An 11,315-nucleotide genomic window follows, 5' to 3' on the forward strand; every position below is an offset into this window, starting at 1 on the left:
ACCCGAGCCTAGGCCGCCCGGCCGCCCGGCGAGATCACCCCGCCGGGCGCAGTTTCGGGAGGACCTCCGCGCCGAACGCGTCGAGGAAGGCCCGCTGCTCCTGCCCGACGTGGTGCAGGGCGATCTGGTCGAAGCCCAGCTCGACGTACTCCTCGAGCCAGCCGACGTGCCGGCCCAGGTCGGCGGAGACGTTGACGACCCCGGTCACCTTCTCCAGCGGCACGTCCTCGGAGACCACGTCGAAGTGCTCGGCGGTCTCCAGGTCCCAGCAGATCGGCGGGGCGAAGACGTTGCTGCGCCACTGGTCGTACGCGACCGCCTCGGCCTCGGCCTGCTCGGGCGCCCAACTGACGTGCACCTGGAGGTGCAGCGGCCCGCGACCGCCGGCGTCCCGGTACGCGTCGATCATCTGCCGTAGGTGGTCCGCCGGGGCGTTGACGGTGATCAGGCCGTCGGCCCACTCGGCGCACCAGCGCGCGGTGGCCACGCTGACCGCCGCGCCGACCAGCGCCGGAGGCTCCTCGGGCCGGGTCCACAACCGGGCCCGGTCCACCCGGACCAGACCGTCGTGGCTGACCTCCTCGCCGGCCAGCAGGGCCCGGATGACGTCGACGCACTCGCGCAGCCGGGCGCTGCGGAGGTCCTTGCGCGGCCATCCGTCCCCGGTGATGTGCTCGTTGCTCGCCTCGCCGGTGCCGAGCGCCGCCCAGAACCGGCCCGGATACATGGCGCCGAGGGTGCCGATGGCCTGCGCGATGATCGCCGGGTGGTAGCGCTGCCCGGGCGCGTTGACCACGCCGAAGGGCAGGTTGGTGGCCTGGAGGGCGGCGCCGAGCCAGGACCAGGCGAAGCCGGACTGCCCCTGCCGGGCGCTCCACGGCGAGAAGTGGTCCGAGCACATGGCGGCGCCGAAGCCGACCCGCTCGGCGTGGACCACCGCCTCCAGCAGCTTGCCGGGGTGGATCTGCTCGTGGGACGCGTGAAAGCCGAACACCGTCATGGGCACGACTCCTACCCATGACGGCCCGGATGTAAGCAGGGCCCCCACTCCACGGACGGTGGTGAGGCAGGGGCTCCGGCGACGCGGCGGGCTACTCGGCGTGCGCCCCGGCGCCGGCCGAGGCGGCGCCCTCCCCCACCCAGACGGTCTTGATGTTGCAGAACTCGCGCATGCCCAGCGCGGACAGTTCGCGGCCGTAGCCGGAGTTCTTCACCCCGCCGAAGGGCAGCTCCGGGTGGGACGTGGTCATCCCGTTGATGAAGACGCTGCCGGCGTCCAGGTCGGCGGCGAAGCGCTCCTGCTCCTGCCGGTCGCGGGTCCAGGCGTTGGAGCCGAGGCCGAAGGTGGTGCCGTTGGCCACCTCGATGGCCTCGGCGTACGACGACACCCGGTAGAGCCCGGCGACCGGTCCGAACACCTCCTCGGCCCACATCCGCATCCGCGGCGTCAGGTCGGTGACCACGGTCGGCGGATAGAACCAGCCGTCGCCCTCCGGCAGCTCGCCGCCGCAGAGCACGGTGGCGCCCTGGTCCACCGCGTCGCGCACCTGGGCGTGCACCTCCGCGCGGCCACGCTCGCTGGCCAGGGGCCCGACGTCGGTGCCGGGGTCCATCGGGTCACCGACCCGCAGCGCCGCCATGTTCGCCGCGAACTTCCCGGCGAACTCGTCGAAGACGTCGGTGTGCACGATGAACCGCTTCGCGGCGATGCAGGACTGGCCGTTGTTCTGGCACCGGGCGGTGGTGGCGACCTCGGCGGCCCGGTCCAGGTCCGCGGAGGGCATCACCACGAACGGGTCGCTGCCCCCGAGCTCCAGCACGGTCTTCTTCAACTCCCGGCCGGCGATCTGGCCGATGGAGCGGCCCGCCGGTTCGCTGCCGGTCAGGGTGGCCGCGCGGACCCGCGGGTCGCTGAGGATCCGGTCCACGGCCTCGGAACCGACCAGCAGGGTGGTGAACGCGCCCTCCGGGAAGCCGGCCCGGCGGAACAGGTCCTCCAGGTAGAGGGCGGTCTGGGGCACGTTGGAGGCGTGCTTGAGCAGGCCGGTGTTGCCGGCCGCCAGCGCGGGCGCGGCGAACCGCATCACCTGCCAGAGCGGGAAGTTCCACGGCATCACCGCGAGCACCGGGCCGATCGGCTGGTAGCGGACGAACGCCCGGGTGGCCTTGACCGCGTCGGCGTCGGCGGGTTCGTCGGCGAGCATCCGCTCGGCGTTGGTGGCGTAGAAGCGGCAGGCGGTGGCGCTCTTGCCGACCTCGGCCTGCGCCGCGGCGTACGTCTTGCCCATCTCGGTGGTCATCAGCCGGGCGGTCTCGTCGCGCTCGGCGTCGAGCAGGTCGGCCGCGGCGGTGAGCCAGCCCGCCCGCTGGGCGACCGTGGTGTCGTGCAGTTGGCGGAACGCGAGGTGGGCCCGCCCGATCGCCGCGTCGACCTGCTCGTCCGACATCGGGTCGTACGACTTGAGCACCTGTCCGGTGGCGGGGTTGGTGGTGGCGATGGACATCTCGTACTCCTGTCACTCGAAGAGTGAGTGCCGCACGCCGGGTTCCTCACGGCGGCGGGCGGCGCGGCGCCGCTGGATGACGACCAGGTCGATGACGGCGACCACGGCGAGGAGCGCGCAGGCGACGCCCAGGAGCACCAGGTCGTCGCGGAACGCCAGGATCGCGAAGACGGTCATGGTGACCAGCCCGAACAGGGCCAGCGCGAGCCGGAGGTTCAACGCGCTGTACGCGTGTCCCACCGTGCCACGGGCGCGCCGGGGCTGCGATCTCGTCATTCTCTCGGGCTACCCCCCAGACACCCCCGCTAACCGACGGCCGGCCCGGGGGCGGCCCGCCGCGCGCCCCGGACCCGCGCGCGGCAGACGGTCCCGAAGCCCGGAGGGCCGGTCCGGTGATCCCGGCCACCCAGCGGGTACGCCACGGATTCGACCCCCCGGTGGGTTGCGTTACACCGGTGCGTCACGACCGGGCCGACACCGGTCGCGACGGGGAGGATGAGGGACATGACCACCACCCACGCGGTACCGGTGACCGTCGCCATCGCCCGGCGGGCCGACCCGTCCCGGGCCAGCGAGATGGTCGCCTGGATGCGGGCCGGCACGGCGCTGGCCGAGGCGTTCCCCGGCTTCCTCGGCGCCGGGTGGGTGCAGAGCGCGCCCGGTTCGCCGGAGTGGCACATGCTCTACCGGTTCGCCGACGCGGAGACGCTGCGCCGGTGGGAGGAGTCCCCGCAGCGGCACTGGTGGTTGACCTCGGCGCAGGGCATCGTCGAGCACACCCGTGTCGAGCGGCGCACCGGCATCGAGGGCTGGTTCGACCCGCCGGTCGATCACGTCGTCGAGTTGGCCGCGCCGGCCGGCGAACCGGCCGTGCCCGCGTCTCCGCCCCGGTGGAAGCAGGCGGTGACGATCTGGCTGGCGTTCTTCCCGTTGAGCCTCACCGCCACCCTGCTCACCGCCCGGTTCATCGGCGGGGTGCCGCTGGCGGTGCGCACGCTGATCATCACGCTCGTGCTGACGCCGCTGATGACGTACCTGGTGCTGCCCCGGATCACCCGGGCGTTGCACTGGTGGCTGCACGGGCAGCGGGCGCCGTGGCGGCTGTTCCGCTGAGCACGCCTAGCAGATCCGTGTTGCTCGATGTCGGCTCCGCCGGAAAGCCGACACGAACCGCTCCGGGCACCCCACCGGGCGCGTAGAGTTACCGCGCTGTCGCTCTGCGCCGCCGGACCGGGGGAAGACATGCCTCGACGCTGGGTCGCCGCCGTCGCCTGCCTCCTCGCCCTGGCCGCCCTGGCCTGCGAGCAGGGCGACGGGCCCGCACCCCGGCCGTCGGGCGGCCAGACCCCGCCCGGCCTGCCCGACACCATGGCCGCCCTCGGCGACTCGATCACCACCGGCTTCGGCTCCTGCCTGGTGCTGACCTCCTGCGCGCGCAACTCCTGGTCCACCGGGGACGGTATCCGGGTGGACAGCCACTACCGCCGGCTGCTCGACCGGGGCGCGGCGCTGCGCGGCCGGGGCCACAACCACGCGGCGCCGGGCGCCCGCGCGGCCGCGCTCGCCGGGCAGGCCCGGGCCGCGGTCCGCGACCGTGCGGACTACGTCACGATCCTGATCGGCGCGAACGACGCCTGCCGCGAGGACGCCGACCGGATGACCCCGGTGGCGACGTTCCGCGGCCAGGTCGACCGCGCGCTGCGGGTGCTGCGGGAGGGGCGGCCGGCGGCGCGGGTGCTCGTGGTCAGCGTGCCGGACCTGTACCGGCTCTGGGAGGTGGGCCACACCGACTCCCGGGCCGTCCGGGCCTGGCGGGCCGGGATCTGCCCCGCGCTGCTGGCCGCCCCCACCTCCACCGCGCCGGCGGACCGGGCCCGGCGCGCCGCGTTCCGGCAGCGGGTGCGGGCCTACAACGCCGAACTCGTGGCCGCCTGCCGGGCGTACGGGTCGCGGTGCCGGCACGACGGCGGGGCGGTGCACCGGGCCCGCTTCACGCTGGACGACCTGAACCGGCTGGACTGGTTCCACCCGAACGTCGCCGGGCAGAACCGGATCGCCGACGCGACCTTCTCCGCCGCCGGCTGGAAGCTCTGAACCGCCCCCGGACGCGCTTGCGCCGCGCCCGGCGACCGGACGCGGCGCAAGCGAGTGGCGGACGGGGGTCAGGCGCCGCGCTGCTGCGGGACGCCATCCCGGTTGGCGCGGTACAGCGCCCGGGCCCGTTCGGCGAGGTCCTTGGTGGCCGAGGAGTTGGCCCAGGTGCCGAGGACGATCGCCGCGCCCGGCACGACCTTGGCGACCATCCGTTTCGCCGCGCGGACCCCGGCCATCTGGGCCAGCCGTACGCCCAACCGGAGCATCACCCGGCCGAGGGGCTGCTGCGCGCCGTGGCCGAAGAGCGCGCCGGCGCGTTCCCGACCGGCGGCCACCCCGAGGGCGAGCCGGGCGCTCTCGGTGACCTTGTGCACCTTCTGCAGCACCAGCAGGTCGGTGGCCCGGTCCGGGTGCACGGGGTCGACCCCGTACGCGGCGGCGACGTGCAGCACCAGGCGCGCCTGGGTCCAGGCCAGCACCCCCACGTCGATCACCGCACCGGGCAGCCCGGCCGCGCCGGAGACCGCCCCGGAGAGGCGGGCCCGGTTGACGAACCGGCGTACCGCCTGTTCGGCGAGGTCCTCGGCGGAGAGGTCGGGCCGCTCGGCGCGGGCCCGGACGACCCACTGGGCCGCCTCCGGCCCGAGCCGGCGGACGGCCTCCAGGGCGAGGTGCTCCGGGGCGTACTGCGGGTCGTCCCGCATCCGGTCCCAGAGCGTGGCCGGCGGCGCCTCGGGGGCGTCCGCGCCCCCGGCCGGTGGGGCCGGGGGCGGAGCGGTCGGGGTGGCCTGCGGCGTGGGGACGGTCGGTTCGTCGTCGACGGGGGCGGCGTCGGTCACGGGGGCTCCCGCTGGGGTCGTGGAACGGGGGCTCAGCGGCGACGACCGGAGAGCCGGTCGGCCACCTGCTTGAGCTTGGTCTTGTTCTCGGGCTTGGCCATCTCGCGCCGACCCCGGTCGACCAACTGCTGGCCCTTCGGTGACCGCAGGAACGCGCTGATCCGTTGCATCAGTGCCGACATGTCTTCCTCCGTCAAGTTGTCCTGCCTCATGTGTACCCCGGAACGACAAGCGGCAAGCAGACATCACGGACTATCACGCCAGGATGGCCTCGACCACCTGGGTGGCCCGCCATTCGTGCTGGGCGTAGGCGTCGGGGAAGGCGGAGACCTGGACGGCCTGGGCGGCGACGGTGAGCGGCAGGTTCTGCCAGCCCGGGATCTCCAGCAGCACGCGAAGGAACGCCCGGGTGGCGTACTCCGGGTCCATCAGCTCCCCCACCTCGCCCCAGCCGCTGCTGGGGCGCTGCTGGAACAGTCCGACGGAGTCGTGGTCCCAGCCGATGGCCTGGTGCGGGTACCGCTGCGACTCCGGGAGCACACCGCTGGCGTAGTTGTAGAGGCGACTTTCCTGCATCGCGGTGGCCACCGCGATGATCAGTGCCCGCCGGGGCGCGCCCATCCGGCGACCGGCGTTGACGATGGCCTTGGCGTTCTCCATCTGCGCCCTGTCGAGCCCGGCGACCGGGGCGATCCGCTTCGGCCGGGGCTTCGGCCGGTGCCGGGGCTTCGCCTCCCGGCTGGCGGCCGACTTCGGGTTGGGTGTGGCGGCGCTCCGGGTGGGGGACGCGGTGCCCGGGGTGCGGTCGTGGCTGCGGGAGGCGGGGTTCTCCTGGGCCCGCTCGGCGAGCGCCGGCTGGGCGGCGACGGGTTCGACCCGCTCGGCGGGGAGGACCTGGACGCCGGCGAAGGCGGCCACGCCGAGGCAGCAGGCCACGCCGGTGGCGAGCGCCACCCGGATCCGGGACGGGCCACCGGACCGGGCGTTAACGAGGGCGCCGAGGCGGGTACGGAGGGAGGGGGTCGCCGCGGTGTCACGGAGCACGCCGACCTGATCGGACGAGGGGGTGTCGTCCGAACGGCCAGTCGTGTCCTCGGGGGAGTACTGGTCGTCGAGGGTGTCGTCGTCACGCATCCGACGAGGCTAAGCAGGGGAAACGGCCTCCACCCGGCGCCGTGGTGTGGCCCTGCCCACACTTCGCGCCCCGGAACGGGACGTCCTCGGCCGGGCGCGGGTGCCCACGGACAGAGGTGCCGGGTCGGGCAAACCGGTCAGACGCCACAGGCCCGACGGTCGCGGGGACGAACCACTCCCGATCATGACGTCCTACCCCATGATCCGCAATATCCACCGTTCGGCCGACACGACGGGGTACGGAAATCCAATCCGCTGACGGATGATCGGCGAATTGCCGCGTTCGTCGGTCTTCACCCACCTCGCCGTGACGGATCTCCCCCTGCTGGAATGGATTACGCGGGCGGGTACGTTCCCCGAACCGGGTGCCGTGTCGCGGACGGGCGCCCGCACGCGCGTTCTTCTCAGGAGGTCCCCACCGGTGCTCGACCCACACGAGCTCTACCAGCTCACCGACGACCTGCCCGACCTCGGTCAGCCGGTGCTGATCCAGGCGCTGACCGGCTTCGTCGACGCCGGCAGCGCCAGCCGCCTGGCCCGGGAGCAGCTGCTCACCTCGCTGGAGTCCCGTCCGATCGCCACCTTCGACGTGGACCAGCTCTTCGACTACCGGTCCCGGCGCCCGGTGATGACCTTCGTCGAGGACCACTGGGAGCACTACGACGCGCCCGAACTGGAGCTGCACCTCCTGCACGACGACGACGAGACCCCCTTCCTGCTGCTCACCGGCCCCGAGCCGGACCTGCAGTGGGAGCGGTTCGTGGCGGCGGTCGGCGGGCTGGCCGCCCGACTCGACGTCCGACTCACCGTCGGGCTGAACTCCATCCCGATGGCGGTGCCGCACACCCGCGCCACCGGCGTCACCGCGCACGCCACCCGGCGCGAGCTGATCGCCGGCTACGAGCCGTGGCTGCAGCGGGTGCAGGTCCCCGCCAGCGTCGGCCACCTGCTGGAGTACCGGCTGGGCGAGCTGGGCCGGGACGCGATCGGCTTCGCCGCCCACGTGCCGCACTACGTCGCGCAGACCGAGTACCCGGCCGCCGCCGAGGTGCTGCTCTCCTCGATCTCCCGCAGCACCGGGCTGCTGCTGCCCAGCGACGCCCTGCGCACCGCCGCCGAGGTGGTCCGGGTCGAGATCGACCGCCAGGTCGCGCAGACCGACGAGGCCGCGACCCTGGTCCGTGCCCTGGAGGAGCAGTACGACGCGTTCGCCCGGGGACGCGGCGAGAAGAACCTGCTCGCCGCCGAGAGCGGCCCGCTGCCCACCGCCGACGAGCTCGGCGCCGAGCTGGAACGTTTCCTCGCCGAGCAGACCCGCCCGGGCGACACCCCGGGCAGCTGACGCGGCGCACCGGGGCGGGATGCGGCAGGCTGGAGACATGCGCCTGGCCACCTGGAACGTGAACTCCGTGAAGGCCCGCCTGCCCCGGCTGCTCGACTGGCTGGCCACCACCGCCCCGGACGTGGTCTGCCTCCAGGAGACCAAGTGCCCCGACGGCGCCTTCCCCACGGAGGTCGGCGAGCTGGGCTACGAGGTGGCCAGCCACAGCGACGGCCGGTGGAACGGGGTGGCGATCCTGTCCCGGGTCGGGCTGGCCGACGTGACCGTCGGCTTCCCCGACGAACCGGGCTTCCCCGACCCCGAGGCGCGGGCCATCGCCGCCAGCTGCGCCGGGGTCCGGGTCTGGTCGGTGTACGTGCCGAACGGCCGCGCCCCGGACGACCCGCACTACGCGTACAAGCTGGCCTGGTTCGCGGCGCTGCGGGACGCCCTCGAACCGGAGCTGGCCGGCGGCGGGCCGGTGGCCGTATGCGGGGACTTCAACGTCGCCCCGACCGACGCCGACGTCTGGGACCCGGCGCTCTTCGCCACCTCCACCCACGTCACCCCGGCCGAGCGGGCGGCCCTGGCGGCGCTGCGCGACCTCGGGCTCAGCGACGTGGTGCCGACGCCGATGAAGGGCCCGCACCCCTACACCTACTGGGACTACCGGGCCGGGATGTTCCACCAGAACAAGGGCATGCGGATCGACCTGGTGTACGCCTCCGCGCCGTTCGCCCGCGCGGTCCGCTCGGCGTACGTGGACCGGGAGGCCCGCAAGGGCAAGGGGCCGTCCGATCACGCCCCGATCGTGGTCGACGCCGACCTGGTCCCGGCCGTCGAGTCGTTCTGACCCGACCCGCACCCCAGGGATGCGCTCGCCCCGCCCGGCGCCCGCCCGGTCGTTAGGGTGGAGCCATGGCAGTAGTGAAGATCAACGCGATCGACGTCCCGCCCGGCGCCGGCGAGGAATTGGAGAAGCGGTTCGCCGCCCGGGCCGGCGCGGTGGAGAACTCCCCCGGCTTCCTCGGCTTCGAACTGCTCCGCCCGGTCGCCGGCGAGAACCGCTACTTCGTGTACACCCGATGGGAGACCGAGGAGGCGTACCAGGCGTGGGCCGCCGGGCCGTCCCGGGCCGCGCACGCCGGTGGTGAGGGTGGCGAGCAGCGCCGGCCGGTCGCCTCCGGCGCGACGCTGTTGGAGTTCGAGGTGGTGCAGCAGGTGACCGGCAAGGGCTGACCCACGCCCGGCCCACCGCACTGCCCGGCCCGGGGTCAGGGCTCGCGGATCTCGGCGAGCGTGGCGAAGGCGATGACGTTGTCGGCGTAGCCGGTCCGGCCGCCCACCCACTCGCCGCCGCAGGTGATCAACCGCAGGGCGGGAGTGCCCTCGTCGCCGTAGACCCGGTCGGCGGGCAGGTTCGACTTGTCGAAGTGCTCCACCGACTCGACGGTGAAGACGACCACCTTCCGGTCGTCGCGGGTCACCTCGATCCGGTCGCCCGCCTTGAGCCGGTGCAGGTCGTGGAAGACCGACGGGCCGCTCCTGGAGTCGACGTGCCCGACGATCACCGCCCGGCCGGGCTCCCCCGGGGTGGGGCCGCGGTCGTACCAGCCGGTCTCGTGGTGCCGGCTCAACGGCGGGACGTCGATGGACCCGTCCGGCGCCTGGCCGACCGGGTTGACCGCGGCGGACACCTTGATCGTCGGCGCCGCCAAGCGGACCGGCCGGCTGGCCGACAGGCCCGCGCGCTGCTCCGCCGCCCGCTGGGACTGCGCCGGGCCCGCCGCCCAGTCCAACGGCCCGACGGTACGACCCAGTCCCGCGCCGGTGGCGAAGACGCCGACCAGCACCAGCAGCACCGCCAGCGGCACCGACCACGGGCTGCGCGCCGGGGCCCGGTCACGCCGGGTGACCGGGGCGGAGGCGGGTGAGGTGGCCATGGTCAGCGTCGGGCGACGCCACGGGGACGGCGGGCCGCGATGATGCCGACGGTCGCCCCGGCGATGGTCAACGCCAGCCCACCGGGGACCAGGAGGCCAGCCGGGCCCAACCCGGCGCCACCGCCGAACCCGGTCTGCGGGCCGGGGCTCGGGCGCACCTTCTCCACCACCTGGAGCATGGTGGCGGCGGTCGCGCCGTCCGGGCACTCCAGCTTGACCCGGTAGTTGCCGGGCCGGGTCCGCTCCCGGACCATCGCCGACGAGGTCAGCTCCCCGCGCTGCGGCTGCACCTGCACCCGGCCGAAGGCGTCGGAGACGACGATCGCCGGTACGGCGTTGTTCCGGCAACTGGCCCGCAGGCCGACCAGGAAGCCGGGCTGCACCATGCTGGGGCGCACCTCGACGAAGACGACGCCGGGGGGCGGCTGCGGATTGCCGTTCTGGTCCGGAAAGCTCTGGCCCTCGTCGGACGGAGTGGGAGCCGCCACGGCCAGGGCCGGAGCCGCCACCGGCGGCGCACCGGCGCGGGCCACGCCCACCCCGAGGAGCACCGGACCGAGGGCACCTACCGCGACCGCCACGGCGACCCGCTGGAGCGAGACCGACATCCTGCCCCCTTCCGGCGCCTTCCGGCAGCGCCGCGGCGGAGCCGCCGGCCTGCCGTACGGGATGAATCGTCTCACCCCCGGGCGTACATCACATCCGATACGCCGGAACCGTCGCGTACGCTCGGGTCGCTGTGACCTCCACCGACCTGAACCCCGCCGTCCCGGTGGCCGCGCCGGCCGTCGGGATCCGCACCTTCCATCCCCGCCGCGGCCGGATGAGCGGCCGCCAGACGGACGCGCTGGAGCGGCTCTGGCCCACGTACGGCATCGACATCGCCGCCCTCGACGGGCCGGTCGATCCGGCCGCGCCGTTCGGACGCGGCGCTCCGGTGGTGCTGGAGATCGGCTCCGGGATGGGTGACGCCACGGCCGCGATGGCCGCCGCCGACCCGGATCGAGATTATCTGGCGGTCGAGGTGCACACCCCGGGAATCGCCAACCTGCTCGACCTGGTGCAGCGGCACGGGCTGCGCAACGTCCGGGTGGCGCAGGGCGACGCGTTGGACCTGGTCCGGGCGATGCCCGAGGGCTGCCTCGACGCGGTGCACGTCTTCTTCCCCGACCCGTGGCCCAAGTCCCGGCACCACAAGCGGCGGCTGATCCAGCCGGGCCACGTGGCCCTGCTGCGCTCCCGGCTGACCGACGGCGGGACGCTGCACTGCGCCACCGACTGGGCCGAGTACGCCGAGGCGATGCGGGAGACCCTGGCGGCCGACCCGGAGCTGGCGAACGCGTACGACGGTTACGCCCCCCGCCCGGCGCACCGGCCGGTGACGAAGTTCGAGCGGCGCGCGCTCACCGCCGGCCGCCCGGTCTTCGACCTGATCCACCGGCGGGTCGCCCCCGCCGCCGCCGCGACCGCCCGGGGCTGA

Annotated in this window: 14 protein-coding genes; 6 read left to right on the plus strand and 8 right to left on the minus strand. The window is 74.2% G+C overall.

Annotated features, from left to right (window positions below; translation table 11 throughout):
* Positions 1-34 precede the first annotated feature (34 nt).
* The 3 genes from V6U79_RS14505 to V6U79_RS14515 form a co-directional block, all read right to left on the minus strand.
* A complete protein-coding gene (locus V6U79_RS14505) occupies positions 35-1,000 on the minus strand; it encodes a TIGR03885 family FMN-dependent LLM class oxidoreductase (protein WP_334528297.1) in 966 nt (321 codons plus the stop codon).
* Between the two features lie 91 nt (positions 1,001-1,091).
* On the minus strand, positions 1,092-2,504 hold the full coding sequence (locus V6U79_RS14510; protein WP_334528300.1) for an NADP-dependent succinic semialdehyde dehydrogenase: 1,413 nt from the start codon (positions 2,502-2,504) through the stop codon (positions 1,092-1,094).
* Positions 2,505-2,516: 12 nt separating this feature from the next.
* On the minus strand, positions 2,517-2,780 hold the full coding sequence (locus tag V6U79_RS14515) for a DUF6343 family protein (protein WP_334528303.1): 264 nt from the start codon (positions 2,778-2,780) through the stop codon (positions 2,517-2,519).
* A gap of 228 nt (positions 2,781-3,008) precedes the next feature.
* Between V6U79_RS14515 and V6U79_RS14520 the strand changes: the two genes are divergently transcribed.
* Both V6U79_RS14520 and V6U79_RS14525 read left to right on the plus strand, forming a co-directional pair.
* Positions 3,009-3,617 carry an antibiotic biosynthesis monooxygenase gene (locus V6U79_RS14520; protein ID WP_334614927.1) on the plus strand — a complete coding sequence of 203 codons (609 nt, stop codon included), beginning with the start codon at positions 3,009-3,011 and terminating at the stop codon, positions 3,615-3,617.
* 129 nt (positions 3,618-3,746) lie between these two features.
* Positions 3,747-4,598: a GDSL-type esterase/lipase family protein gene (locus tag V6U79_RS14525; RefSeq protein ID WP_334614928.1), complete on the plus strand. Its 852-nt coding sequence runs from the start codon at positions 3,747-3,749 to the stop codon at positions 4,596-4,598.
* A gap of 68 nt (positions 4,599-4,666) precedes the next feature.
* Here V6U79_RS14525 and V6U79_RS14530 read toward each other — a convergent pair whose 3' ends face one another.
* From V6U79_RS14530 to V6U79_RS14540, 3 genes are all read right to left on the minus strand, one after another.
* Entirely contained in the window at positions 4,667-5,437 is a 771-nt protein-coding gene (locus V6U79_RS14530) for an EcsC family protein (RefSeq protein ID WP_334614929.1), read from the minus strand.
* A 32-nt stretch (positions 5,438-5,469) separates the two neighbouring features.
* On the minus strand, positions 5,470-5,619 hold the full coding sequence (locus V6U79_RS14535) for a hypothetical protein (protein WP_334528315.1): 150 nt from the start codon (positions 5,617-5,619) through the stop codon (positions 5,470-5,472).
* A 73-nt stretch (positions 5,620-5,692) separates the two neighbouring features.
* Positions 5,693-6,571, minus strand: a complete 879-nt coding sequence (locus tag V6U79_RS14540) for a peptidase M23 (protein ID WP_334614930.1) — start codon at positions 6,569-6,571, stop codon at positions 5,693-5,695.
* 421 nt (positions 6,572-6,992) lie between these two features.
* Between V6U79_RS14540 and V6U79_RS14545 the strand changes: the two genes are divergently transcribed.
* The 3 genes from V6U79_RS14545 (at position 6,993) to V6U79_RS14555 (ending at position 9,131) form a co-directional block, all read left to right on the plus strand.
* A complete protein-coding gene (locus V6U79_RS14545; protein WP_334528320.1) occupies positions 6,993-7,913 on the plus strand; it encodes a proteasome assembly chaperone family protein in 921 nt (306 codons plus the stop codon).
* A gap of 37 nt (positions 7,914-7,950) precedes the next feature.
* Complete coding sequence (locus V6U79_RS14550; protein WP_334528323.1) at positions 7,951-8,745, plus strand: exodeoxyribonuclease III; 795 nt, start codon at positions 7,951-7,953, stop codon at positions 8,743-8,745.
* Between the two features lie 65 nt (positions 8,746-8,810).
* Positions 8,811-9,131, plus strand: coding sequence for an antibiotic biosynthesis monooxygenase family protein (locus V6U79_RS14555; RefSeq protein WP_334528327.1), 321 nt, complete (start codon positions 8,811-8,813; stop codon positions 9,129-9,131).
* Positions 9,132-9,166: 35 nt separating this feature from the next.
* Here V6U79_RS14555 and V6U79_RS14560 read toward each other — a convergent pair whose 3' ends face one another.
* Together V6U79_RS14560 and V6U79_RS14565 are read right to left on the minus strand one after the other, a co-directional pair.
* On the minus strand, positions 9,167-9,835 hold the full coding sequence (locus V6U79_RS14560; RefSeq protein ID WP_334614931.1) for a class F sortase: 669 nt from the start codon (positions 9,833-9,835) through the stop codon (positions 9,167-9,169).
* A gap of 2 nt (positions 9,836-9,837) precedes the next feature.
* Positions 9,838-10,443 carry a hypothetical protein gene (locus tag V6U79_RS14565; RefSeq protein WP_334614932.1) on the minus strand — a complete coding sequence of 202 codons (606 nt, stop codon included), beginning with the start codon at positions 10,441-10,443 and terminating at the stop codon, positions 9,838-9,840.
* Positions 10,444-10,574: 131 nt separating this feature from the next.
* On the opposite strand from V6U79_RS14565, the gene trmB reads away from it, so the two are divergent.
* Positions 10,575-11,315 (plus strand): tRNA (guanosine(46)-N7)-methyltransferase TrmB, encoded by a 741-nt coding sequence (trmB, locus tag V6U79_RS14570; protein WP_442933779.1) that lies wholly within the window; start codon positions 10,575-10,577, stop codon positions 11,313-11,315.

The organism is Micromonospora psammae (genome assembly GCF_036902725.1).
In the GTDB taxonomy this organism is placed as follows: Bacteria; Actinomycetota; Actinomycetes; order Mycobacteriales; family Micromonosporaceae; genus Micromonospora.